This is a genomic window from Ochrobactrum sp. SSR (assembly GCF_030067775.1).
Classification (GTDB): Bacteria; Pseudomonadota; Alphaproteobacteria; order Rhizobiales; family Rhizobiaceae; genus Brucella; species Brucella teleogrylli.
In genome coordinates, this window is the sequence record NZ_CP125971.1 from 354,845 (window position 1) to 378,998 (window position 24,154).

Sequence of the window (24,154 nt, forward strand, 5' to 3'; positions counted from 1 at the left end):
GGCGAATAAGTATTTTGGCATAAGCCCGTCTATTAAATTAGACGGGCTTTGATCTTAAAGGGCTCGAAAACACCCCGAGAACTTGAATGATCAGCGCCATCGAAGCCAACAAAAGGCGCTTGCAAGGATTCTGCCTGAAGCGTAAGCAATTGCGGACATTATAGGCAATGCGGGTGCTTTTGACGGAATTTCTGTATCCGTCAAGCAGACTTCCAAATCGGGCGGACGTCCAAAATTATGAATAACAAAATCGCCGTTGCCGTGAGCGGCAATGCAATCCTTGCCGGCATTCTTCTGATGTTGCTCGGCGACTTCATGTTCGCCATGAACGACGCCATGGGAAAATGGCTGGTAGAGAGCTTTTCCGTCGGCCAGGTTCTGTTCATCCGCTCGGTTGGCGCGTTTCTCGTTCTCGGCCCCATGCTTTCCCGGCGGCCAAAAACATCGCTTTTTCAGGTGGAAAAGCCAAGCCTGCAACTGGCTCGCGTCATTTTGGCAACTGCCGACACCGGGCTTTTCTATGCCGCTGTTGCTTATCTGCCGCTCGCCGATGTTATGACCTTTTATATGGCAGGCCCGATCTATATTGCGGCCCTTTCGCATTTCCTGCTCGGTGAGAAGATCGGCTGGCGTCGCTGGCTCGCGGTTCTTATCGGGTTCGCCGGTGTCGTCATCGCCTTGCGCCCATCTTCAGCAATGTTGTCGTGGCCTTCGATCTTCGGCCTGTTGGGTAGTATAGCATTCGCACTCACGCTGGTTCTGGGTCGCGTGCTTCGTTCCACGCCCGACGCGACACTGGTAACCTGGCAGACAATAGGCTGTCTCGTGATCGGCATGGTTCTCAGCATCGGCAACTGGAATCCTATGGACACCAATCAATTGCTTGCACTGCTGCTATTGGGCGTCGTCTCGTGTACAGCGCATCTCTTGATCACGCGCGCGCTCAAACTCGCTCCGGCATCCGTGCTGGCGCCATTGCAATACACTCTGCTGCTCTGGGCAATTGTGCTCGGATGGTTATTCTTTAACGATCTTCCCGATGCGATGATGCTGGTTGGCGCTTCAGTCATTGTTTTGGCAGGATTGTTCATTTTCCATCGAGGCAAAGTCCGGAACAATTCAGAACCGGTTGTGCCAAACGATTCCAGCCACGGATAGTCAAGGCGCGTAAACCATTGCATATCCGTTGAAGACTGCAAGCACCGTTCGCGGTAGTTGCAGTCTTCAACCAAACGCCACCCAATCAGACCAGCAGCGACATCGGATCTTCGATGGCCATCTTGAATGCTGCAAGCAATTGCGCACCCAAGGCGCCGTCCACCGCACGATGATCGACGGAAAGTGTCAGGCTCATCATCGTTGCGAACGCAAGTTGACCCTCGCGTTCAACCGGGCGACGTTCACCCGCGCCGACAGCCAAAATGGCACTTTGTGGTGGGTTGACGATGGCTGAGAACGATTTGACGCCGTACATGCCAAGATTGGAGATCGAGAAACCGCCCCCCTGAAACTCCTCCGGTTTCAATCGGTTGTCTCTGGCCCGGGCTGCCAGAGATTTCATCTCCGCAGAGATCGCGCCAATGCTGATTTGGTCAGCATTGCGGATGATGGGCGTGATGAGGCCTCCGTCCGTCGCAACAGCCACGGCAATATCCACACTTTTGAGCTTCAGCAATGCGTCGTCCGTCCAAATGACATTGGCATCGGGCACCCGGCGCAGGGCGACGGCCGCAGCCTTAATAACGAAGTCATTGACGGAAATTCGTGACGCACTATCGCGCTTCTCGTTAATCTGGCCGCGCAGCGTCAGAAGTGTATCGATATCGCAATCAGCATTGAGATAGAAATGCGGTACTGTTGTTTTCGCCTCGAGCAGCCGACGTGCAATGGTACGACGCATCGATGTGTGCGGAATGGTTTCATATTCGCCGATACCTGCCGGGAGACCCTTCGGTGATAACGATGCAACTGTTGCGACCGGTTGAGGTGTGGGGGCAACCGTTAGGGACGCGATCTGGCGCTCTACGTCGATGCGCACAATGCGGCCTTTAGGGCCACTGCCGAGAACGCCATCGAGTGAGATGCCGTGCTCCATTGCCAGACGTCGTGCAAGAGGTGAGGCCTTATGGCGGGTGCCATCCGAAAGCTGCGCGAGGGACGCCACTGCAGCATTGTCGGAAGACAAACGAATACTATGAGCTGCCACTTCCACCGGGACTGTGACAACCTGTTCAGTGACAAGAGGGTCAGCAATCGCGGATTGGTCTTCTCCAGTTGTCAACAGGACGGCAATGACCTGATTGACGTTTGCCCGTTCGCCGTTCTGGACGAATAGCTTGCCGATACGCCCATCAGTTTCAGCTTCGAGTTCCATCGTCGCCTTGTCAGTTTCGACTTCGGCAATCAGATCGCCCTTACTGACCGTGTCACCTTCCGCCCTGAGCCAACGCGCAATGACAGCATCTTCCATTCCTGCCGAAAGGGCAGGCAATACAACTTCAATCGGCATTGTCTGTTTCCTTCCTTCAGCCTTCGATCGGCAGACCCTGGGCTGCCATGACCGCACGCAGACCTGCATCGATATCCTGCGGTCGCGCCGCAGCGGCGGCTTCCAGAACCTTCGAGATGGATGGGGACGCCTCGGCACCATGAACACGGGCTATCGGTTGATCCAGCCAGTCGAAGCAACGGCGCTGTAATTCATCCGCTAGCCAGCCGCCATAGGATGTGCCCGACGCGCCCTGCTCCACAATCAGGACATTCCCCGTTTTGCGGATCGAGGCTTCGATAGTCTCCCAGTCAAGCCCTGCCCGGTCGAGTGAACGCAGATCGATGATTTCAGCGTCAATACCCAACGCATCGACCACCGCTTGCGTCTTGGCTACCATGGCCAGATACGTCAGGACCGTAACCTTCGAACCGGAACGCACCACCTTCGCCTTACCCAGCGGAATGAAGTAATCGAGATCGTCTGCCGGTGCAGCGCCCTTCGAGGCGTAAAGATCGACATGTTCGAGAACCAGAACCGGGTCGCGACAAAGCAACGCCGAATTCATCAGGCCGACATAGTCGAATGGCGTCGAGGGAGCAACAATGCGCCAGCCGGGCGCGGTCGCGAAAATGCCCGCCGGGTCCATAGAGTGCTGCGAGCCATATCCTGTGCCCATCGCAACTTTCGTGCGCAACACCACTGGCATATCGCTATCACCACCAAACATATGGCGAGCCTTGCCGATCTGGTTGAATACCTGATCGGCGGCAACCCACATGAAGTCGGGATACATGAATTCGATCACCGGAAGCACCCGGCCATCGGCGGCCATACCGCCTGCAACGCCGGTGAAGGCGTTTTCGGAAATCGGCGTTCCCAGCACACGATCTGGAAACTCTGCCGACAGCCCGCGCGTTGCGCCGTTGGTTCCGCCTTTGAGACGGTGCACGTCTTCGCCCAGAACAACGATGCGCTCGTCTGTCTGCATGCGGCGTGTCATGACATCGGCAACAGCATCGATGAAACGCGCATCGTCGGTCAGCTTGCCGGAGAATTGCTCCTGCTCTTCAAAGCGCACGCCGCTGAATTCCGACAGGTCTCCACGCAGTCCGAAATCGCGGAAGCTTTCTTCAGGCCAAAGCGCAGGAATGATACGACGCTTGCCCTCATGCATTTCGATCAGTTCGCCTGCGACATCATTCATGAGAGACACGCAACGCTCACGCAATGCCTTGATTGCGTCATCGCCCAAAGCCTGACGTTTGAGCAGCGTTTCAGCCAATGCGTCTAGCGGATCGCGACCGCGCCATTCCGCTTCTTCTTCCTTGGAACGATAGCCGAAGGCGCTTCCCGGCAGCGGACCATTCTGGTGGAAATAACGATAGACGTCGGCTTCGATAATCGTCGGACCATCGCCTGCCCGCATGATTGCGTTGGCTTGCTCCGAGGCCAGCCAGACGGCGATAGGGTCCATGCCGTCAACCTTGAAGGATGGAATATTGAATGCGAGACCACGCGAGGAAAGCCGCGTTTCGGCGGTCACTTCGTCCACATGCGTGGAGACCGCATAGCGATTATTTTCGATAAAGAAGCAAATCGGCAGTTTCCAGGCGGCGGCGAGGTTCATGGTTTCCAGAACCGAACCGATATTGGTCGCTCCATCGCCGAAATAGGTGTAGACGACATCACCGGAACCGGCCCGCTTATGCGCCCATGCCGCGCCAGCTGCCATCGGCACACCACCGCCGACAATGGCATTGGTGCCAAGATTGCCGGATTCGGCCCAACGCAAATGCATCGAACCGCCGCGACCACGACAAAAGCCCTGCGACAAGCCCAAAATTTCCGCGAGTGTGCGTTGTGCGAGTTCGCGAACATCCTGATTGAACGCGCTCTTGGGATCGATGCCGCTTTGGGCGACATAACCAAGCGCCTTGGCAAGAAACTGATGGTGGGCGCGGTGGGAGCCATTTATCTGATCGCTGGCTCTCAACGATACTGCAGAACCTACGGCACCGCCTTCCTGTCCAATCGCCGAATGCGCTGGACCGTGCACGAGACCCTGACCGGCAAGTTCCAGGACTTTTTCTTCAAAGGCCCGGATCAAATGCATTTGGGAAAGCATTGTCCCGCCAAGCGTGAGATCGAAAACGGCACGATCAGCATCCGTTGGGATGACTTCCCGCCAGAAGCTGTGCGGAACAAGATCTTTATATTCGGGCATCAAAAAACTCCGGAGCTATGCTCTGTAACGACAATCAGGCAGCCAGAAAGCCACCATCAACCGGCAAGATCGTGCCGGTGATGTAGCTCGCCATGGCGGAGGCCAGGAAAACGACGGGATCGACGACTTCGTTGGTTTCACCGATGCGCTTCAACAAAACGCGATTCATGAACCAATCCGCACCGCCGGGGCGATTGAGCTGGGCGACTGCCATCTCGCTCATCATGATACCGGGCGCGACCGCATTGACGCGGATGCCGGAGGGGCGAGATCACGTGCCATGACTTGTGTCAGTGAGCGGATCGCGCCTTTGGAAACGACGTAACCGGCTGTCGACCCACCGGCCACGAATCCTGCCACGGAACAAAGGTGAACCACATTGCCCTTCGCGACTTTCAACGCAGGCACAAAGGCATGCGAAACATTGAACGCACCTTCAAGATTGACCCCGATGACGCGATCCCACACTTCGGTAGCTTCCGGCTCATCGAAGGCTGCACGACCAGCAACACCGGCATTGTTGACCAGCACATCAAGGCCGCCCAGTCGCTCCAGAATATCGGCCGCAAGGTTTTTGACGGCGATACGGTCGGTGACGTCCAGTGGGTAACCTTCGGCGGCATAACCTTGCGCTACCAGATGTGCGGCCTGCGCCTTTGCTGCGTCACCATCGATATCCACCAAAATAAGCCGTGCACCCTGTGCCGCCATGCCCGCCGCAATTGCGGCGCCAAGACCGCGCCCCGCCCCTGTGACGAGTACAAGCTTGTCCTTCAAGAGTTCCATTTTGCGTCCATTCCCTTACGCAAGGCGCTTACGCCATATAAATTCCGCCATTCACCTGAATGGTTTCGCCAGTGATGAAGCTGGCTGCCGGTGAACAGAGGAAAGCGACAACTGACGCGATTTCGGATGGCTTGCCGAGACGTTTGAGCGGTGTCTGCGACATGGTCTCATCCATACGTGTCTTGAGCAGATCGGTGATCATCGGCGTTTCTATGATGCCCGGCGCCACACCATTGACCCGCGTTTTAGGCGCAAGCTCGCGCGACAGGGCGCGGGTCATGGAAACCATCGCGCCCTTGGTGGCACCATAATGAGCGTTCACAAATGCGCCGCGATAGGCAGCCAGTGACGCCAATGTTACAATGGAAGAGCCTTCGTTCAGAGCGGGAAGCCCACGTTTGCAGAGGTAGAAAACGCCGTCGAGATTGATCGAGATCGTGCGGTGCCAATCAACATCGCTCATCTCAGCAAACGGCTTGGCCTGATAGATACCGGCAGATGGCACAAGAAAATCGATCCCGCCAAATCGCTCGCCCGCCAGCGCTATCGTCTTTTCGGCATCCTCCGCGCTTGCAGCATCCGCCTGAATGGTCGCAATACGCTCGTCGCCACCCAATGAAGCTGCAAAACTGTCCAATGCGCTCTTGTCAATGTCCGTCAGAACCAGATTAGCGCCCGAGGCATAAAACAGCGCGGCAATAGAACGACCGATCCCGCCATTCGCGCCGGACAGTACAAGGGTCCGGTTGTTAAAATCAAACATCATTGTCGGGTCCTTTAAGCCAGATCGGCGCGGTAAACGGAAACATCGTCATTCTGAACGATTTCCACGATATGCCCCTCGGGATCGCTCAGAAAAGCGAGCCATACTCCGGGACGCACCTCAACCGGCTCGCTGCCGGTCAACAGTTCAGCACCATGTCTGATGAGATCACCGACAAGCGCCTTCAAATCGTCAACGATGAATGTCAGATAGCTGGCACCCGCACGCTCCAGAATAGAGCCTTGACCGGATGCGTCACCCGCCGCTGGCAGACGGTCGGGCTGAAGCAACTTGATACGTTCACCCTTTTGCGACTGCAGACGAACCACGGTGTAGCCGTCCGGACTCAAGGCAGCCCGCGCTGCCTTCGCACTGCCGACATATATTTCGGAAACAAAACTCAGCCCCAGAGCGCCTTCATAGAAAGCGCGCATCTGCGTCATGTCTCTGACGGCAAGCCCGACTTCAAGCGGCGCTGTCATAGTCATCATAGTCATCCTCCCGATCTCTCCCCGATCGGCATCCGACAGTCACAAGAACTGTCACCCTATCTTTCAGTTCCAGATTCGTAACTCAAACTGGTAAGACCAGTCAATAGACAAGTAAGGCCAGTCGATGCAAAAAATATCATGCTGTTTTCGTTATATTTTTTTAACTTACCGTCCTCGAAATTTGCTATTTCACGTCATTGCCGTCGGGCGCTTCAGGGAGGGCCGTTGACTTGTTAGACCAGTTACGGCATTTTGATATCTGTGCTTGAAGCCTGATGATTCAGAAACGAAACAGAATTGTGCGAGGGGTGCGATGAAAGAAACGACCGGCAATGCGCCGCCCCCACGCTTATCCGGCCATTTACCCCATGAGCTCGCTCGACAGATCGAAAAGCGCATTGGCAACGGTGAATTTCCTGTCGGCACGAAACTGCCAAGCGAACGCGAGCTATCAGCGGAATACGCTGTTAGCCGGCCGGTGGTCCGTGAAGCATTGTCGCAATTGAAACTGGATGGACTGGTCGAAGCCCGCGCAGGCAGCGGGGTCTTTGTCGTCGACAAAAGCAGCGAAAAAGCATTCCGGATCCAACCACTCGCCATTGAGGAAACGCAGTCTTTAGAGCAGCTGATGGAGCTTCTGGTTACCGTCGAAGTTGCGGCTACCCGAATTGCGGCGGCCAAACGCACGGACGAAGACCTCAAACGGATCAAGCGGGCGCTTATCGGTCTGGAATATGCGATCATCAGCGATCAATTGGGTGATGAAGAAGACTATGCTTTCCATGACGCCATCGTGATGGCCACCCATAACCAGCACTTTATTGCGTTGTGCAAGCATCTTGAATATGGGGCCCGCCACGTTATCCGTCAGGCCCGCACCAATACGCGTGCCAATCTGACCGGCATGCTGGATGCAGTGCAGGACGAGCACAAGGCCATCTATCAGGCAATCGAAAAAGGTCTGGCAGACGACGCCGGAATTGCGGCAGAGCTACATTTGAGAAATGCCGCGAAGCGCATGACAACGTATCTGTCGGGTAAGAACGACCTCTGACATATTTGCTATCTGGCACAACATCTCTTGAAAAGCCCCACCCATGGCAGGGCTTTTCGTGCTCGGGGCTTACGATTTCAGACCATCATCGTCGTGACGGTCATCGTCGTCAGATAGGCTTCAATACCTTCCAGACCACCTTCAGAACCGAAGCCGGAATCGCGGACACCACCGAAAGGTGTTTCAGGCAAGGCGAGCGCGAAATGATTGACGCCAAGCATGCCGCTCTTCAGCCTGTTTTGCACCTTGTGTGCCGTCGTCATGCTAGAGGTGAAAAGATAGGCACCCAGACCAACCGGGAGCCGATTGCCCTCGGCGATGGCCTCATCGAGCGAACTCACGCGCATGACGAGGGCGAGCGGGCCGAAGGGCTCTTCGTTCATTGCCAGCATATCGGATTTCATGCCTGACAGGATTGTTGGCGCATAGAAATTCCCGCTTTCGCCAATCCGTTCACCGCCGGTCTCAACCTTGGCTCCCTTGGTAACGGCATCAGCGACCATATCGACAACCGTTTCAAGCTGGCTCGCCGACGTCAGCGGCCCCATCTGCGTGTCTGCCTCAACACCCTTGCCCACCTTCAGTTCCTGCGCCTTTTCAGCGAAACGGCGTACGAATTCATCGTGGATGGAAGCATCGACGATGAAGCGCGTTGGCGAAACGCAAACCTGTCCGCAATTGCGGAACTTCCATTGCACGGCGAGCGGAATCAGGTGATCGAGATCAGCATCCGCCGCCACAATGACCGGACCGTGCCCACCAAGTTCCATTGTAACTTTCTTGAGCTGTTCACCCGCTTGTGCGGCAACGATACGCCCCACACGCGTTGAACCGGTCAGCGAGACCTTCCGAATTTCAGGTGCCTTAATAAGCGTATCGGAAAGCTCGGACGTCGCCCCCCAGATGACGGAAATAGCCTTGGGCGGCAATCCAGCCGCGAGCAGGCATTTGCCGATCAGCCATGCGGTGCCAGGCGTATCCGACGCTGGCTTGATGACGACCGGACAGCCTGCGCCCAATGCGGGGGCCACCTTTTGCATCGTATTCCATGCCGGAAAATTCCAGGGCGTGAAGGCCGCCACGGGTCCGACCGGATGCTTCAGCACCTGAATCTGAATGTTTGGCGCACGCGAAGGCACGATACGACCGTAAACACGCCGACCTTCTTCGGCAAACCAGTCAAGAAGATCAGCTGAACCCAGCCACTCGCCCCGCGCCTCGACCAGAGGCTTACCCTGTTCCATCGACATGACAAGGGCGGCCTCATCTGCACGCTCGCGCATGATGTCGGCTGCCCGGCGCATGATCTTGGACCGCTCCAGTGCCGAAAGCGCAGCCCACTGGACACCACCCTGCTCGGCAGAACTGGCAGCTTCTTCTGCCTCCGCACGACCCGCACGCGGAGCAACTGTCAGTTCGCGTCCGTCCGAAGGGTCTGTCAGACGCAGCGTTCCAGCGGAACCTTCGTTACGCTCTTCGCCACCTACGATCAGGGTCAGTTTAGGATACATCGATATCTCCTGCATAATTCAATTGCGCCGCAAGCGGTGCGCCCGACAGCGACTTAATGTTTATTGCCCAAAACGAGATCGGCCCCTTTGGCCGCCAGCATCATAACGGCCGCCTGCGTATTGCCGGACACCATTTCCGGCATGACCGAGGCGTCGATTACCCTTAGTCCCGATATCCCGTGGACACGCAGCGAAGGGTCAACCACCGCACCGGAATCTTCACCCATCCTGCAGGTTCCCGCCGCATGATAGATCGTCTGACCATTGGCCCGTGCAAAGGCCAGCCAATCCTCGTCGCGTGCGCAATTTTCACCCGGGCTGAGTTCTGCCACGCGAAAGGCGTCCATTGGCTTCTGGTCGATGATCCGACGCGCGAGCTTCATACCGTCCACCATCGCGCGGCGGTCTTCTTCGTGGTCCAGGAAGTTCGGCACGATAGCGGGCTGCACATTGATATCCGCCGACACGGCATGGATCGAACCGCGCGACCGGGGCCTCAACTGCGTTACGCCCAGCGTCATGCCGGGAAAATGGTGGAGCTTGCGCTCGGCAGCATTGGCGTAACTTGCATGCATAAAGAAAAACTGTACGTCTGGCCGATCAAGCTCTGGGCGCGACCGCAGAAACGCATGGTTCAAACCCGTGCCATAGGTTAGCACGCCACGCCGTTTCAGCGCATATTTCAAAACCTCGCCCACAAGGCGCGGTCCGCGTGTATATTCGTTCAACGTTACGGGCTGCGAAACACGCCAGTTCATTCTTGTGCAGAAATGATCGAGGTAGTTTTCCCCCACACCCGGCAATGCGTGAACCGGTTCTATGCCGATCGATTTCAGCCGATCCGGATCGCCAATGCCTGATAGCTCCAGAAGCTGGGGGGTCTGGATTGCGCCTGCCGTCATGATGACTTCGTTCGCCAACACGTTGCAGCTTTCTCCACCATCGGTCAAAGCCACGCCAACAGCTTTCTTGCCCTCAAGGAGAATACGCGTTACGCGGGTGTTGGTCAGGACGGTCAGGTTCGAGCGTTTGCGCGCCTGCGCAAGCCAGGCACGATCCGCCGAATAACGTTCACCGCCCGATTGATTGACCTGATACCAGCCCACACCTTCCTGGGATGCACCATTATAATCAGGATTGAATTTCTGGCCTTGCGCTTGCGCGGCAGCAATGAATGCCTCGCCAATGGCATTTTTTTCGACCACTTCATTTACGGGTAACGGTCCGGAAAGACCGCGCAAACCGTCTGGATCTGGAAGCTGCCAGCGCTCAATGGCCTTGAAATATGGTAGGACACCTTGCCAGTCCCAACCAGCGGCGCCCCGCTCTTGCCAGTGTTCATAATCCTGCGGCTGACCGCGGACATAAATCATGCCATTGATGAGTGTTGAACCACCGAGACCCTTTCCGCGTGGGATGGCGATGCGACGAAAATCCGTCGCTGCCTCTTCCGTGCTCCAAAAACCCCAGTTGTAACGCTTATTGACCAGAAGCTTGTAGAAACCAGCCGGGATGCGAATCCAGGGTGACCTTGCTTCGCCACCGGCTTCGCAAAGCAGAACCTTGTTTCGGCCCGAGCGGGTGAGCGCCTCGGCGAGAATGCAGCCAGCAGTACCACCGCCTACGATAATGAAATCGAAGAGCGCGTTTTGCGGAAGAGCCTGTGCCATCTAAATTTGACTCCGTGGCATTTTAAGCTGCCGCTGCCTTGACGCCCATATGCTGCGCCATGAGGCGAATTTGCTGTCGCAGCATCGGACGACCAAAATGGATACGTGCACCCTTTTCTTGGGCGGCAGCCAGCAATGGTGTAATTTCGGGTTCCATGATCACTTCAGCCACAATCTGACCGTCATGGAAGGAAAGATCGTCGAGCGGCAAGCCGTCACCGGGACGCAAGCCGAGGGATGTAGCATTTACGACAAGATCGCGTTTGGAAGTTTCTGGTGCCCCAGCCATAACCTTGACGGAAGGGTAGCGGCGGCTCACGCGCGCTGCCAGATCGCGTGACTTTTCTTCAGAACGATTGACAATGGTCAGCTTCGCGACACCAGCTTCGGCAAGTGCGAAAGCAATTGCTGCTCCAGCACCGCCCGCACCGAGAAGGCAGGCATCCATGCCCGCCACATCGATACCGTTGAATTCGAGGCCGTTTACGAACCCTTTTCCGTCCAGCATCGCGCCAACCAGACTACCATCGGCCTCGCGACGGATGGTATTGACAGCGCCGATCAGCGCGGCATCGCCGACAACCCGATCGCACATTGCCAGAACGGACGTCTTATGCGGAACTGTAACAATCAGACCGCCAAAGTTCTCGATCCCGCGCAGATTGTCGATGAAACGCCCGAGATTTTCCGGCACGACATGGAATGGCACCAAAACGCCGTCATAGCCCAACGCCTCGAAGTGATTGTTCATCTCTTCGGGTGTTTTGACGTGAGCGATGGGGTTGGCGACGATGCCGTAAAGTTTGGTATGTCCGGTTATCACTTCTGACACCTCACGTCATATAGAGTCCACCAGCCACATCGATTGTCTGGCCGGTAACGAAGCTGGATTCAGTCGAAGTGAGCCAAAGAGCGACATCCGCCACTTCTGCCGGTTCACCAAGACGCGCCATCGGCGTCAGCTTGACCTGTTCGGCATTGACCTCCGGAGCCACGCCCGCGACCATCGGCGTTGCGATGCGCCCGGGAGCAAGTGCGTTCACGCGGATTGAAAATGGCCCGAGTTCGGCGGCCAGATGTTTGGTAAAGCCAATAATAGCCGATTTCGTCGCGGCATAATGGCAGGCTACAATCGGCGAATAGGTCTTCCCCGCCACCGACGACGTGTTCACGATCCAACCACGGCGGGCTTCCACCATAGCCGGGGTCAGGGCGCGAATAGTGTTGAAGGTTCCCGTCAGATTGACATCGACAACCCGCCGCCACTCGTCGGGCGCCATCTGCCAGACCTTGTGCGCAACGCCATCATGCTTGGGAGAAATACCGGCATTGTTGATCACGGTATCGAAAGCCAATCCCGTCGCGTCGATTGCTGCGACGAGCGCATCATAGTCCGATACATCGCAGGCGACCGCAACCGCACGTCCCAAACCGAGTGCATTCAGTTCATCGCAGGCGCGAGCAACATCTTGCGGATTGAGATCGCAGATACCGACCGTCGCATGACGCTCGACAAAGGCCTGGGCGATTGCGCGACCAATGCCGCGCGCGGCTCCCGTCACCAAGACGTTGCGACCTTCATGCGATGGACGGCGGCGGATCGTTTCGGGCGTAATTTCAGTGAATTGCATTTTTAGATTCCAAGATAAGCGCGACGAACGTGATCGTTATTCAGAAGTGCTTCCGAGCTATCGGCCAGAACCACCTGTCCGTTTTCGAGCACGTAACCGCGATTCGCGACTTTCAGCGTCGTGAAGACGTTTTGTTCGACAATCAGCACGGTGGTTCCTGTCGCCGCGATCTGGCGCACCACATCGAAAACCTGCGACACGACAATCGGCGCCAGTCCGAGCGATGGTTCGTCGAACATCAAGATGCGCGGATTTGCCATCATGCCGCGCGCAATAGCCACCATTTGCTGCTCGCCGCCGGAAAGCGACGACGCGGTCTGCTCCAGACGCTCCTTAACACGGGGAAAAAGTTCCAGAACTTCTTCCAGACGGCTTTGCTGCGAGGCGCGGGCAGCCTTGCGATAGGTTCCCATCTGGAGATTTTCGCGCACCGTCATATCAGGAAAAAGCTGACGCCCTTCCGGCACGAGAATGATGCCCCGATCCACAACCTCATGCGCCGGTAGCCGTGTTATATCCTCGCCCATGAAAGTGATCTTGCCAGCGCGGGGCTGGATCTGGCCGACGATTGTGCGCAGCGTCGTAGTCTTGCCGGCGCCATTCGCGCCGACAATCGTTACAATCTCACCTTCCTTCACATCGAGGCTGACATCTTGCAGGATGGTGGTCGGGCCGTAACCGGCATCAACATGTTCAAGCGTGAGCATGTGCAAACTCCTTGCCCAGATAGGCTTCCACAACTTGAGGATCGCGCACGACATCCTGCGGACGTCCCTGTGCGATGACCTCGCCCGAGGCAAGAACGATCACCCGATCCGACAACGACATGACAGCCTGCATCACGTGTTCGATTGCGATGATCGAAACGCCGGAGTCGCGGATGGACAACATCAGATCAATGGCGCGACGCACGTCGGTCTGATTGATGCCAGCCATCACTTCGTCCAGCAGAAGAACGCGCGGTTCCATTGCCATGACGCGGGCGACTTCCAGTCGTTTCAAACCACCGATCGTCAGGCCACGCGCTTCTGCGTTAAGCAACGGGCCAAGTCCCATACGCCAAGCAGTCTGGCGGGCCGCTTCGCGGGCGTCTTTTTCTTCATGATGACGATAGAACGCGCCGACCATGATGTTTTCCTCAACGGTCATCGCCGCAAAGGGCTGGACAATCTGGAACGTACGGCCAAGACCAAGCGCTGCAAAATCGGCGGGATTGTTGGGCGTATGGAACTCGCCATCGGGACCCCGCATACTCACCTTGCCCTCATCCGGGCTCATGAAGCCGGAAATCATATTGAAGAGCGTGGTTTTGCCTGCACCATTCGGACCGATCAGACCAAGAACCTCGCCTTCACGCAATGTGAAGCTGACATTGCGGGTAACATGAAGGCCACCGAAATGCTTGTTGAGGTTTTCGACGCGCAGAATGTCCTGTCCGATGCCGGACCGGTCGGGAGACGGCGCTGCAGTTGCGGTTGCTGGCGCAATGATGGGTCCCGTTTCGGTCGCAGGCGCTGCATCCTTGCTGTCAGTCACTGTCGGTTTGCGGGTAAACCGCTTGAGCGCGCCCATGATGCCATTCGGCATGAAGAGAACGACGAGGATCAACACCAGACCATAGACGAAGCCGTGCAGTCCGAGCGCAGAAGCACCAAGCGACGCACGCGCCCATTCAGTGATTGGCACCAGAAGCGCTGCGCCAAGCAGCGGACCTGCGACAGTGCCAAGACCGCCGATAAGGGCGAACATGGCAATCTGGATCGAGAAGGCGAGCGAGAACATGGCCGCCGGTTCGATGAAGGTCAGATACATTGCATGGAATGTACCGAGCATCGCGCAAAGGGCCGACGAGATGGCAACCGCAATCAGGCGCACACGAACGGTACGGACACCTGCCGCACGCGCGGCAGATTCACGCTCACGGGTTGCGACAAGGTAAAAGCCCAGACGCGAACGGCGCACGGCCCAGGTAACGAGCAGCGTTACCAGAAGCATGCCGAAGACGATCAGCAGTGACGGCCAGCGTTCGCGGAACACCATCCATGTCCAGCCGAGACGCAATTCGATCATCAGACCTGTTGCACCGCCTGTCAGCGAACCGAAATGCAGGGAAAGCACGCGGAACACTTCAAGAAACGCGATAGAGGCCAGAGAATAGAACGGACCCTTGAGACGGAAACACGGATAGGAAATCAGCATGCCGACCAGCGCTGCAATCAGCGCGCCCACAAACATGCTGAACCAGGGGCTGATCCCCAGATTGAACAGGATTACGCCCGTATAGCCGCCGATACCATAGAAGACGGCATGGCCGAGCGACATCTGACCGGCGAAGCCGCCGACGAGATTCCACGCGGTGGACAGCGCAGCAAACAGGCAGATCGTGATGAAGATATGCGAGACGAAGGCGTTGTTGATCGCCAGCGGCAGAAGCAGCAGCAGGGCCAGAACGCCGAAGAAGGCGATTGGGCCCCAGCCCAATCTGGTTTTTTTCGTGCCAGTCCCGCTTAGAGTTTCACTGATGCTCATGAATTTTCCTCAGGACAGGTGCGAAAGGGTAAGCCGCTTGCCGAACAGGCCGGATGGCTTGAGAATGAGGATCAGCAGGAATATGCCGAATACGACGGCCTCCCGCAGATCGGAACCGATGTAGTAACCCGACATCGCATCGATAACGCCGATAATCAGCGCGCCGAAAAACGCACCCGGAATTGAACCAAGACCGCCGAGCACGACAACCACAAAGGCCGTCAGCACGAAATAGGTGCCGATGTTGGATGAGGTCGGATAAAGGGGCGCAATCAACACAGCAGCGAAGCCGACACAGGCTGCCCCCAGGCCGAAACTGAGAATGTAGATGCGTGATACATTGACACCCATCAACTCAGCAGCGACGCGATGCTGGGCGACGGCGCGAATGGCGCGACCGGTCTGACTTTTCTTGAGAAACAGTTGCAGGACGATCACCAGCGCTATGGCCGCCAGGAAAATGTAAACCTGTCCGGTCAAAATGCGTAAGGAACCGATCTCGATTGGTGCACGCAGGCCGAAATTGGGTGTGTTGGCGATGTCCGCGCCGAAAATCAGCAGCGCGAGATTGATCATTGCCGTGGAGAGACCGACGGTGGCGAAAATCTGGACATGGTCGTCCTCGGCTGACATCAGCGGCTGTATCAGCAGCCTCTGGGTCAGCGCACCCAATAGAAACATCATGGGTACAACAATGATCACTGCGGCATAGGGATGGAGTCCCAGCCTCGTTGTGATCATCCATGTCACGAACATGCCTGCCATGAGGAATTCCCCATGGGCAAAGTTCACGACTTTGACGATGCCGAAAATCAGCGTCAGGCCGATGGCGACAATTGCGAACAGTCCACCAAGCATGAGGCCGTTCAATAGGATTTGTAGAAAGGTCGTCATAGCATGCTCCACGAGCGGGGGCGATCACAGGTTCAGCACCTGTGGTCGCCCTTGCACGATCATTTGTTAAAGCGCATCTTCGCGACGGCGGCATTTTCCGGATAGACAGTGACGAGCTTGCCGTCCTGCCACTGCATACCCATCATGCTGGCACGCTCGTTCTGGTTATTCTTGCCGAACTTCACGCCGTAGCCAGCAGCTGTCTGACCATCGGGAATATCCAGTGCCTTGGCCGCACTGACGATCTGGTCCGGTTCAAGACCTTCGCCCGCATTGAGCGCCTGGAAGACTGCCTTCGCACCGACATAGTTGTTGAGCGAATGGCCCGAACGCGGTTCCGAACCATACTTGGCCTTGTAAGCCTCAACAAACTTGGTCAGGCCCGGCGTCGCCTCGGTATTGACCGCATATTGGGTGAAGTCGACGTCGTAAACGCCTTCGATCACGTCATGCCCGACTGCATCGGCGGTCGGCTGCATGGAATAACCGCCACCACCACCGATAACGGCCAGCGGCTTGTAGCCCGTCTCATTGGCCTGCTGAAGAAACAGAACAGAGTCGTTCTGATAGGAGGTCTGCATGACAACATCGACGCCCTTTTCACGCAGTTCCAGAACCAGAGAGGACATGTCGACGGTATTGGACGGGTAACCCGACTTCAGCACGACATTCAGACCGGCAGCCTTGGAGTTTGCTTCCTGATGGCCTGCAACCGAGGTGCCGTAAGACGAATCTTCGTAAATGATGCCGATCTTCAGATCCTTCGCATCCTTGCCGAGACCCGGCGCGATGCTCTTGACCAGCATATCGACCGAATCCTTACCCATGTTTTCAGCGGTCGGATTGGTGCGGAACAGATATTGCAGGCCACGTCCCGTTACTTCATCGGCCACGGCACCGAGTTCAAAATAAGGAACGCCTGCAAGTTCGCTGACCTGCGAAGCGGCAATAACGCGAGCCGACGAATAGGTACCGAAAATAGCCTTGACGCCCGAAAGTGAAATCAGGCGGCGCGCTTCCCCAGTGGCCTGGTTGTTATCAACAGCATCGCCGCGCTCCAGCACAATCTTTTCGCCCTTGATGCCACCAGCTGCGTTGACTTCCTCAACGGCAAGCTCAAGACCACGCGCGCTTTCTTCGCCGAGAAGAGCGAGAGGGCCGCTGATCGGATAGAGTGAACCGATCTTCACATCGGCGAAAGCCGCAGACAGCGCGGTCGATGAAAGTGCGAGGCCGAGCGACGCACTCATAAGCAGTTTGGATAGTTTCATTCTCTCTCTCCCTGAAGAATTAATAGTCGAGTGCTTGTTTTCCGGTGAAACTGGTGACAGGCGGGTAAGCGCGTTCGTCGGTGACGACGTCAATGACAGTCAGAACATTGGAACGAAGAGCCGTCTCAAGTGCAGCGGCAAGTTGATCAGCGCGCTCTACCCGGATGCCATTGACACCGCAGGCTTGCGCAATTGCCGCATGATCGACCGGCTGGAAATGCACGACATCGGTATATGCACCAAAGAGGCTGAGTTCCGCATGTTTCTGGTAACCCAGAATCTGATTGTTGAGCACAACAACCACAACTGGCAAATTCATCCGCTTGGAGGTTTCGATCTCGGCCCAGACATGCGCGAAGCCACCGTCGCCCGTCAGGCAAATAACCGGCGACTGCGGGCGAGCTGCCTTTGCGCCCAGCGCAAACGGTAGTCCCCAGCCCAAACCGGCCAGGCCCCGCGGGGTGATGACCCGTTGTCCGCCGGAGCGGATGGTCACACCATCGGCGACCCAGATCGAGGAATAGGACGCGTCCGCCACGACAATGGAATCGGGCGTAAGCAGACGGTCGATTTCCGCGACAATCCGTTCGGGCCGCAGTGGTGTCGCATCCGAACCCGCCTTGGTCTCGCGCAGTTTTGCGCCGTCCTTCAAGCCATCGCGAATGCGTGTCTCAGTGGCCGAGCGCTGCGCCTCGCGAACAGACAGGTCCTGCAGCTTCAGGGCTGCAACAAGGGCTTCGAGCCCAAGACGCGCATCGCCGACAAGGCGTAGCGCCTCGTAGTTGCGGCCAACCTCTGTGCCATCAATATCGATCTGGATATAGCGCGCGTCTTTGGGATAAAGCTGCCAGCTGTCGGTGCCGTTCTGATTGGTGCGATTGCCGACCAGCAATATGACATCTGCGTCCTGCACCATCGGCGCGAGCTGACCCGCACGCGCGCCAGGCCCCATGAAATATCCCACCACGCCAAGCGAAAGCGGATTGGTTTCGTCGATTGCACCCTTGCCCATCACCGTGGTCGCGACAGGGAAACCGAGAGCCTGCAGCGCAGACAGAGCTTCATAGCCGCGCGCACTGTGCACGCCGCCGCCAGCAATAACCAAAGGGTGACGTGCGGACGCAAGCAGCGCCGCAGCTTCGCTGACACGTGCCGGATCTGGCGCAACCGGATCAAGAGGGTAATGGCCAAGAGAAGCCTGACGTGCAGTCTTTAATGCACCGTCGTCCAGTTCATCGAGAACATCGAGCGGAACCAGAAGAACAGCCGGGCCTGCACGACCGGTCGTCGCAGCCGTAAAGGCCATATCGACATAGTCTTCGATACGCGAAATCTCGCTGACGCGACGAACCCATTTGGCTGCTCCGTCAAAGAGCGCCAGATGATCCAGCTCCTGAAAAGCGTTCTTGTCGGTAAACTGGCGATGGACATCCTGAACAATTGCCACAACCGGAATAGAAGCCTTGAGTGCTTCGGCGAGGCCCGGAACCAGCAAGGTTGCTGCCGGACCGTTCTGTGCGGTTACGACCGCAACTTGCCCAGAGACGCGGGCATAAGCATCGGCCATGGCCGCACCCGCATTTTCCGTACGGTAGCCGACCTGCGTAATGCCGAAATCAGGCGCGGCAAGAAAGAACGCTGAAGGGATCGACTGTCCGAAGACACGGGTAACACCGTGGCGCTGCAACGCGCCTGCCAAGATATGAGCGCCGGTACGATTGGAACGTCGTTGAACATCTAGCATCTGCGCTTACTCCTCGCCGCAGGCGGTCGTTTTAAGAACAATCTTGCCGTTATGCGCTGAGGCTTCGAGATGGGCATGGGCTTCACGCACATCGGCAAGGTTGAATACGGAATCGATGACGGGACGAGCCCCCTTGTCGAGGATCAACGGCAAGACCTCGGTCTCCACCGCGCGGGTCAATGCCGCCTTCATCGCCAACGGGCGCGCGCGGAGCGTCGAACCGCTCAGCGTGAGGCGCTTGAAGAGCAAAGGTCCCATGTCCATCTGGGCCTGCGATCCTTGCTGGAAGGCGATTTGCGCAATGCGTCCGTCTTCGGCTACCAATTGCAGATTGCGCTGCATGTAGCTGCCCCCGACCATATCGACGATCACTTCTGGTCCACGCCCCTCAGTCAATGCCCGACCGGCCTCAACGAAATCGGTTGTGCGATAATTGATTGAGGCCACCGCGCCCAGAGCTTCGGATGCACGGCACTTGTCGTCCGAACCGCATGTGGTGATCATGCGTGCGCCGATGGCCTTGGCCAGCAATGTCGCGGTCACGCCGATACCGGACGTGCCGCCATGCAGGAGCACCGTTTCGCCGGGCTGAAGGCGAGCACGCTGGAAAAGGTTGCTCCAAACCGTGAAGTAGGTTTCGGGAATACCTGCCGCCTCAATCATCGACAGACCGGCTGGCACCGGTAGGCAGACATCCGCCTGCACCACGGCTTCTTCAGCATAAGCGCCACCGGCCACCAGCGCCATGATGCGGTCACCCACGCGGAAACGCGTGACGTCATTCGCCGTCTCAAGGACCACGCCCGACAGTTCCAGCCCCAAAACGTCAGTCACACCGGGCGGTGGTGGATAGTTACCGGCACGCTGCATGGCATCGGGCCGATTGACGCCTGCCGCATGCACTTGTACGCGCATTTCGCCGGGCTTCAGGGCGGGCAACTCACGCGCAACAAGTTCGAGAACTTCAGGGCCACCCGGACGGGCAGCTATAACGGAAAGCGTCGTCATATCAGACATTGGGATTTCCTTCGGGAAACAGCATCACTTTGAGCGCGGCCCGCTTTCGGGCGAGCGCAAATCCTTCTTCGGCGTCAGCCAAAGGCAAACGATGGGTGATCATGCGGGTATAAAGCTCAGGCTCCGCAGCGAGACGCTCAACGGCTTCAGCGAAGGCTTCCGGTGTGGCGTCGTGGCTGCCGCGCAATTGCTTTTTGCCGCGCACCAGCACATTGAGATCAAGAGTAAGTGGTTCGGCATGGATACCGACAACCACCAGAACGCCGCCAGAACGAAGCTGGGTCAATCCGGAAGCCACGCTTTCAGCGCGCCCGGTTGCTTCGAAAACGATATCGAGCCCGCCCTCGAAGTGGCTCGTCACAGCATCCGCCAAATTCACATGCTTCAGGTCCACACAAGCTTCGATGCCCATGGCGCGCGCCAGCTCGAGGCGTGCATCATCATCATAACCAGCAACCATCACCTTCGCGCCGCGCGCTTTGGCGACAATCGCGACGCCCATACCGATCGGGCCGGGTCCCAATACCAGCACTCGATCTCCAGACAGGACTTCGCCGACATTGACGGCATTGATCGATACCGCCAGTGGTTCTGTAAGTGCGGCCACGTCCAGCGGCATTGCATTGGGCAGCAACAGCGCATTTTTAGCGGGGATACGCACCTCCTCCGCGAAGCCACCATCCCGATGGAGACCAATCACGCGGCGCGTTTCACAACTGCCCGGAAGGCTATTGCGGCAGGATTTGCATTTTCCGCAAGCAACGGTTGGACAGCACACAACGGCATCGCCGATAGCAATCTGGCTCACGCCAGCGCCGAGGCCAGTCACGATCCCCGTAAATTCATGTCCAAGGGTAAGCGGCAGAAAAGATTCCATGAAGCCGTAAGCAGGCTCCCACGCATGCGCATGGAGATCGCTGCCGCAGATGCCCGCAGCATGAACTTTAACGGCAATCTCTCCAGTGGAGAGGGCCTCAATTCGATCGCATTCTACCAACTCAGCACCCGGAGCGGGTAGACGCTTGCGCAAGGCTAGCATTAAATCCTCCTCCGGCGCACCGGCTCCTCAACCGTATCGCGCCACGTCTATATATGTTATAAGCCACATGTTATAACACCGAGTCAATTGAGAACCGCAAGATTGCCGATCAAAGGGGTGATGAATGGTAGAAGCTACAGCGACCGAATGGATAAAACCCATTCAAAGACAAAACCTTAGCGAGCTTGCCTATACCAATCTGCGTGAGGCGCTTATGGAGGGCCGACTCAAGCCGGGCGAAGACCTGCCGTTGCGTCCGATCTCCAGAAGCTTCGGAATCAGCGCCACGCCGATGCGCGAAGCGCTGTTTCGGCTTGTCGCCGAGCATGCGCTTGAGATCGATGGACGTGGCCGTATTTCCGTGCCTCACCTCACCCGTGCGACGCTGATTGAAGTTCGTAAAGTGCGCGGTTTTCTCGAAGGAAACGCTGCGCGTGAAGCCGCGCTCAATGCCAGCCCAGAGGCAGTCGATGCGCTTGAGGCTATTCATAATAAGCTGAGTGCAGCCCAGGATGCCGATGACTTTCCTACCGCCATCGGGCTGAACACCAAATTTCACCTGAAACTTTGTGAGATTGCGGGCCTGCCGGTCACGCATGAAATGGTATCCAATCTTTGGGTCCGCTGCGGGCCCCTGCTCTCTCATCTCTATGATGGCGGCGTACCGCTGAACTGGGATCCGCATCCGCATGTGCGCATTGTGAAAGCCATCCGCGCCAGAGATCCCGACGCCGCCTATGAAGCGCTGAACATGGATATTGAAGGCGGTGGCGCCGGACTGTTGGCACATGTGAAAGACTGATACTCTCGCCACGTCCTGTGCGGCTTTATGGGGAGCAGGCATGTCCATTGCTCTCTCAGGTTGTATAACGGGACTCGACCCACCGTATTGACGCCTCAAGCCCATCCGCATCCAGCGGACGCGGCAGATGGCCGATATGCGGCGCAGTCATCGTTCTGCTGACGATTTCTCCGATCTCGTCGTCAGCCGCAGCGCGTCCACCGAGTTCGATCAAGGTGGCTGGCAGGCCAACACGACGGGAAAAGGCAACAAAGGCATCGATTTCAGGCGTCTGCGCCCCTTGGGCGTGCATCTGAACGACATTTGCATAGGCAACCTGAAGGCCATGCATTTTTTCCGCGAAAGGCGATACTGCGGTCAGCCCACGCGTCATCGAATGCGCGACAGACAAGCCCCCGCTTTCAAAAGCAAGGCCACTCATCAGGATTGTCGCTTCCACGACGCGCTCCAGCGCGGGCGTCGGTGTTTTCCTGTCTAATGCGGCGAGTGCGGCCTCGGCATGTTCCAGCAATATTGCATGACACGCTTCGGCCAGAACCACAGCTGTCCAGGCGGAACTGCCGCCGAAAATGTTCTTGCCCTGCGCATTGGCGCAGCATCTTACTTCGTGAATTTTCCCGATCGCATCGCCTATTCCAGCCAGGAAAAATTGCTTCGGAGCTTTCGCGATAACTGCCGTATCCACCAGAACAAGCTCGGGATTCCGCCGGAGTTTGCTGACACCCACCATGCGATGGGCATCGTCATACATGACATAATTGTGCGAGGTCGGCGCATCCGTCGATGCGATGCTTGGCACTGTTACGACTTTGGCATGCAAGCGATGCGCCAAGGCTTTGCCCGCATCGATGCATTTGCCACCGCCAGCTGCCGCAACGACAGAAGGCGCGCCCGCGAGCGCATCATGCAATCTGGTGATTTCGGCCTCGGTGCAATCACCGCCGAACATCAATACCGCGACTGTGATCTGCTGGTTTCGAAACGATTGCTCGATCATGTCTCCGTACTGTTCCCACAGCACGGGGTCGGCGACCAGAACTGCATCTCCGCCCAGTCGAACAAGTTCGGGACCAAGCTCTTTCAGAGCGCCTGCACCCTGCACATAGCGCGATGGTGATCCAAAAATTATCATTTGCGTTCCTCCCCGACGTTTCGAGCGAATGCCCACCCCGTCGAATTTTTTGCGATTGCATATCATATATGATGCTTGATGTATCCTCCAAGAGTCAATATACATATTTTCGTCTGGTCGGGAGGAGCCGCCTTGACGCAAACATGACGCCCGCTTTCAGGATTGGCCCTTGCGGCGCATATGCCACCCATGGAGAAGAATATGACCCTGCCATCGCCCGTCGGAATGCCATCCGCTGGAGCATCGCCCGGCGCGAACAGCTATATGCCCGATGAGAAAACGGTTTCATTTCTGCGCGAGCGCGCGCAATTCATTCGACTGGAAACCATCCGACTGATCGATATTGCAAAGACCGGTCACTACACCTCTGTCTTCTCGGCGGCAGAAGCCTTCGCAGCGCTTTATTACGACGTCATGAACCTGCGTCATGGCGAGCCGCATTGGGACGAACGCGACCGGTTCACGATTGGCAAGGGCCACGCAGCCGTTGGCCTGTTTCCGATTTATGCGGATCTCGGCTTTTTCCCTAAAGAATGGCTCGATGATTACACGCGGCTCGGCAGTCCGCTCGGCGATCACCCGGACATGCGCAAGGTTCCAGGCGTGGACTTTTCGTCCGGCTCTATCGGTCACGCGCTATCGAATGCTATCGGCATCGCCCTCGCGCAGCGCTGGACCGGCAAATCCTACAAGGTCTTCTGCATGATGGGCGATGGCGAAATGCAGGAAGGTCAGGTCTGGGAGGCGGCACTCTTTGCAGCCCAGAACCGGATGAGCAATCTTATCGCCATTGTCGATCGCAACGGCTACCAGCTGGACGGCAAAGTGGACGACGTGATGAACATCGAGCCGCTTGACCAGAAATGGTCGGCTTTTGGCTGGGAAGTCCATGAAGTCGACGGTCATGACGTGACCGCTGTCACGGAATTGTTGCGCCGCTTGCGCGCAGACGACACCCGCGAGCGCCCCGTCGTGGTGATTTCCAAAACAGTGAAAGGCAAAGGCGTTTCCTACATGGAAACCGAACCGGGCTGGCATTTGGGCTGGCTGGACACCGAGGACGCAGACGCCGCCGTCGCCGAAATCAAATCGAAGGTAATCTGAT

General features: G+C 57.1%; 20 protein-coding genes and 1 pseudogene. 4 read left to right on the forward strand and 17 right to left on the reverse strand.

The window, feature by feature from the left end:
• The first annotated feature begins 237 nt into the window (after nucleotides 1-237).
• Entirely contained in the window at nucleotides 238-1,158 is a 921-nt protein-coding gene (locus QLQ11_RS19070) for a DMT family transporter (RefSeq protein WP_121537607.1), read from the forward strand.
• An 85-nt stretch (nucleotides 1,159-1,243) separates the two neighbouring features.
• On the opposite strand, the gene QLQ11_RS19075 is transcribed toward QLQ11_RS19070, so the two are convergent.
• The 5 genes and pseudogenes from QLQ11_RS19075 to QLQ11_RS19095 form a co-directional block, all read right to left on the reverse strand.
• Nucleotides 1,244-2,509: a pyruvate dehydrogenase complex dihydrolipoamide acetyltransferase gene (locus QLQ11_RS19075; RefSeq protein ID WP_283735709.1), complete on the reverse strand. Its 1,266-nt coding sequence runs from the start codon at nucleotides 2,507-2,509 to the stop codon at nucleotides 1,244-1,246.
• 16 nt (nucleotides 2,510-2,525) lie between these two features.
• Nucleotides 2,526-4,715, reverse strand: coding sequence for a thiamine pyrophosphate-dependent enzyme (locus QLQ11_RS19080; protein WP_283735708.1), 2,190 nt, complete (start codon nucleotides 4,713-4,715; stop codon nucleotides 2,526-2,528).
• Between the two features lie 34 nt (nucleotides 4,716-4,749).
• A pseudogene (locus QLQ11_RS19085) lies at nucleotides 4,750-5,501 on the reverse strand (SDR family NAD(P)-dependent oxidoreductase).
• Nucleotides 5,502-5,529: 28 nt separating this feature from the next.
• A complete protein-coding gene (locus QLQ11_RS19090) occupies nucleotides 5,530-6,267 on the reverse strand; it encodes an SDR family NAD(P)-dependent oxidoreductase (protein WP_283735706.1) in 738 nt (245 codons plus the stop codon).
• Nucleotides 6,268-6,278: 11 nt separating this feature from the next.
• A complete protein-coding gene (locus QLQ11_RS19095) occupies nucleotides 6,279-6,755 on the reverse strand; it encodes a VOC family protein (RefSeq protein WP_283735705.1) in 477 nt (158 codons plus the stop codon).
• A gap of 313 nt (nucleotides 6,756-7,068) precedes the next feature.
• Between QLQ11_RS19095 and QLQ11_RS19100 the strand changes: the two genes are divergently transcribed.
• On the forward strand, nucleotides 7,069-7,809 hold the full coding sequence (locus QLQ11_RS19100) for a FadR/GntR family transcriptional regulator (RefSeq protein ID WP_283735704.1): 741 nt from the start codon (nucleotides 7,069-7,071) through the stop codon (nucleotides 7,807-7,809).
• 77 nt (nucleotides 7,810-7,886) lie between these two features.
• Here QLQ11_RS19100 and QLQ11_RS19105 read toward each other — a convergent pair whose 3' ends face one another.
• Genes QLQ11_RS19105 through QLQ11_RS19155 form a run of 11 tightly spaced genes read right to left on the reverse strand, consistent with a single transcriptional unit; the run spans nucleotide 7,887 to nucleotide 21,115 of the window.
• Nucleotides 7,887-9,320, reverse strand: coding sequence for an NAD-dependent succinate-semialdehyde dehydrogenase (locus QLQ11_RS19105; protein ID WP_283735703.1), 1,434 nt, complete (start codon nucleotides 9,318-9,320; stop codon nucleotides 7,887-7,889).
• Between the two features lie 53 nt (nucleotides 9,321-9,373).
• Nucleotides 9,374-10,990 carry a GMC family oxidoreductase gene (locus tag QLQ11_RS19110; protein WP_283735702.1) on the reverse strand — a complete coding sequence of 539 codons (1,617 nt, stop codon included), beginning with the start codon at nucleotides 10,988-10,990 and terminating at the stop codon, nucleotides 9,374-9,376.
• A gap of 22 nt (nucleotides 10,991-11,012) precedes the next feature.
• Nucleotides 11,013-11,813 (reverse strand): shikimate dehydrogenase, encoded by an 801-nt coding sequence (locus QLQ11_RS19115; RefSeq protein WP_283735701.1) that lies wholly within the window; start codon nucleotides 11,811-11,813, stop codon nucleotides 11,013-11,015.
• 10 nt (nucleotides 11,814-11,823) lie between these two features.
• Entirely contained in the window at nucleotides 11,824-12,621 is a 798-nt protein-coding gene (gene fabG / locus QLQ11_RS19120; protein ID WP_283735700.1) for a 3-oxoacyl-ACP reductase FabG, read from the reverse strand.
• A 2-nt stretch (nucleotides 12,622-12,623) separates the two neighbouring features.
• Nucleotides 12,624-13,328, reverse strand: a complete 705-nt coding sequence (locus QLQ11_RS19125) for an ABC transporter ATP-binding protein (protein ID WP_109366209.1) — start codon at nucleotides 13,326-13,328, stop codon at nucleotides 12,624-12,626.
• Nucleotides 13,315-15,150, reverse strand: a complete 1,836-nt coding sequence (locus QLQ11_RS19130; protein WP_235892040.1) for an ATP-binding cassette domain-containing protein — start codon at nucleotides 15,148-15,150, stop codon at nucleotides 13,315-13,317. Before QLQ11_RS19130 ends, QLQ11_RS19125 begins: the two co-directional genes overlap by 14 nt.
• Before the next feature lie 9 nt (nucleotides 15,151-15,159).
• A complete protein-coding gene (locus QLQ11_RS19135; protein ID WP_124915353.1) occupies nucleotides 15,160-16,044 on the reverse strand; it encodes a branched-chain amino acid ABC transporter permease in 885 nt (294 codons plus the stop codon).
• Nucleotides 16,045-16,103: 59 nt separating this feature from the next.
• Nucleotides 16,104-17,315, reverse strand: coding sequence for an ABC transporter substrate-binding protein (locus tag QLQ11_RS19140; protein WP_371836059.1), 1,212 nt, complete (start codon nucleotides 17,313-17,315; stop codon nucleotides 16,104-16,106).
• A 19-nt stretch (nucleotides 17,316-17,334) separates the two neighbouring features.
• Nucleotides 17,335-19,059 carry an acetolactate synthase catalytic subunit gene (locus QLQ11_RS19145; RefSeq protein WP_283735699.1) on the reverse strand — a complete coding sequence of 575 codons (1,725 nt, stop codon included), beginning with the start codon at nucleotides 19,057-19,059 and terminating at the stop codon, nucleotides 17,335-17,337.
• Between the two features lie 6 nt (nucleotides 19,060-19,065).
• Nucleotides 19,066-20,076, reverse strand: coding sequence for an NAD(P)H-quinone oxidoreductase (locus QLQ11_RS19150; protein WP_283735698.1), 1,011 nt, complete (start codon nucleotides 20,074-20,076; stop codon nucleotides 19,066-19,068).
• Nucleotides 20,069-21,115 (reverse strand): zinc-binding dehydrogenase, encoded by a 1,047-nt coding sequence (locus tag QLQ11_RS19155; protein WP_371836060.1) that lies wholly within the window; start codon nucleotides 21,113-21,115, stop codon nucleotides 20,069-20,071. The genes QLQ11_RS19150 and QLQ11_RS19155 overlap by 8 nt, the downstream gene beginning before the upstream one ends.
• A 124-nt stretch (nucleotides 21,116-21,239) precedes the next feature.
• Here QLQ11_RS19155 and QLQ11_RS19160 point away from each other — a divergent pair, with 124 nt between their 5' ends.
• Nucleotides 21,240-21,917, forward strand: coding sequence for a GntR family transcriptional regulator (locus QLQ11_RS19160; protein WP_109366214.1), 678 nt, complete (start codon nucleotides 21,240-21,242; stop codon nucleotides 21,915-21,917).
• A gap of 55 nt (nucleotides 21,918-21,972) precedes the next feature.
• Here the strand turns inward: QLQ11_RS19160 and QLQ11_RS19165 are convergent, their stop codons facing one another.
• On the reverse strand, nucleotides 21,973-23,049 hold the full coding sequence (locus tag QLQ11_RS19165; RefSeq protein ID WP_283735696.1) for a glycerol dehydrogenase: 1,077 nt from the start codon (nucleotides 23,047-23,049) through the stop codon (nucleotides 21,973-21,975).
• A 201-nt stretch (nucleotides 23,050-23,250) separates the two neighbouring features.
• Here QLQ11_RS19165 and QLQ11_RS19170 point away from each other — a divergent pair, with 201 nt between their 5' ends.
• On the forward strand, nucleotides 23,251-24,153 hold the full coding sequence (locus QLQ11_RS19170) for a transketolase (RefSeq protein WP_328589813.1): 903 nt from the start codon (nucleotides 23,251-23,253) through the stop codon (nucleotides 24,151-24,153).
• The last annotated feature ends 1 nt before the right edge of the window (nucleotide 24,154 follow it).

Bases quoted from the DNA above. Each gene is read 5' to 3' on its own strand.
- QLQ11_RS19160 (WP_109366214.1), top strand. From the start codon at position 21,240: ATGGTAGAAGCTACAGCGACCGAATGGATAAAACCCATTCAAAGACAA.
- QLQ11_RS19090 (WP_283735706.1), bottom strand. From the start codon at position 6,267: ATGATGTTTGATTTTAACAACCGGACCCTTGTACTGTCCGGCGCGAAT.
- QLQ11_RS19145 (WP_283735699.1), bottom strand. From the start codon at position 19,059: ATGCTAGATGTTCAACGACGTTCCAATCGTACCGGCGCTCATATCTTG.
- QLQ11_RS19170 (WP_328589813.1), top strand. From the start codon at position 23,251: ATGACCCTGCCATCGCCCGTCGGAATGCCATCCGCTGGAGCATCGCCC.
- QLQ11_RS19105 (WP_283735703.1), bottom strand. From the start codon at position 9,320: ATGTATCCTAAACTGACCCTGATCGTAGGTGGCGAAGAGCGTAACGAA.
- QLQ11_RS19100 (WP_283735704.1), top strand. From the start codon at position 7,069: ATGAAAGAAACGACCGGCAATGCGCCGCCCCCACGCTTATCCGGCCAT.
- fabG (WP_283735700.1), bottom strand. From the start codon at position 12,621: ATGCAATTCACTGAAATTACGCCCGAAACGATCCGCCGCCGTCCATCG.
- QLQ11_RS19135 (WP_124915353.1), bottom strand. From the start codon at position 16,044: ATGACGACCTTTCTACAAATCCTATTGAACGGCCTCATGCTTGGTGGA.
- QLQ11_RS19070 (WP_121537607.1), top strand. From the start codon at position 238: ATGAATAACAAAATCGCCGTTGCCGTGAGCGGCAATGCAATCCTTGCC.
- QLQ11_RS19130 (WP_235892040.1), bottom strand. From the start codon at position 15,150: ATGAGCATCAGTGAAACTCTAAGCGGGACTGGCACGAAAAAAACCAGA.
- QLQ11_RS19150 (WP_283735698.1), bottom strand. From the start codon at position 20,076: ATGTCTGATATGACGACGCTTTCCGTTATAGCTGCCCGTCCGGGTGGC.
- QLQ11_RS19110 (WP_283735702.1), bottom strand. From the start codon at position 10,990: ATGGCACAGGCTCTTCCGCAAAACGCGCTCTTCGATTTCATTATCGTA.
- QLQ11_RS19095 (WP_283735705.1), bottom strand. From the start codon at position 6,755: ATGATGACTATGACAGCGCCGCTTGAAGTCGGGCTTGCCGTCAGAGAC.
- QLQ11_RS19165 (WP_283735696.1), bottom strand. From the start codon at position 23,049: ATGATAATTTTTGGATCACCATCGCGCTATGTGCAGGGTGCAGGCGCT.
- QLQ11_RS19140 (WP_371836059.1), bottom strand. From the start codon at position 17,315: ATGAAACTATCCAAACTGCTTATGAGTGCGTCGCTCGGCCTCGCACTT.
- QLQ11_RS19075 (WP_283735709.1), bottom strand. From the start codon at position 2,509: ATGCCGATTGAAGTTGTATTGCCTGCCCTTTCGGCAGGAATGGAAGAT.
- QLQ11_RS19080 (WP_283735708.1), bottom strand. From the start codon at position 4,715: ATGCCCGAATATAAAGATCTTGTTCCGCACAGCTTCTGGCGGGAAGTC.
- QLQ11_RS19125 (WP_109366209.1), bottom strand. From the start codon at position 13,328: ATGCTCACGCTTGAACATGTTGATGCCGGTTACGGCCCGACCACCATC.
- QLQ11_RS19155 (WP_371836060.1), bottom strand. From the start codon at position 21,115: ATGCTAGCCTTGCGCAAGCGTCTACCCGCTCCGGGTGCTGAGTTGGTA.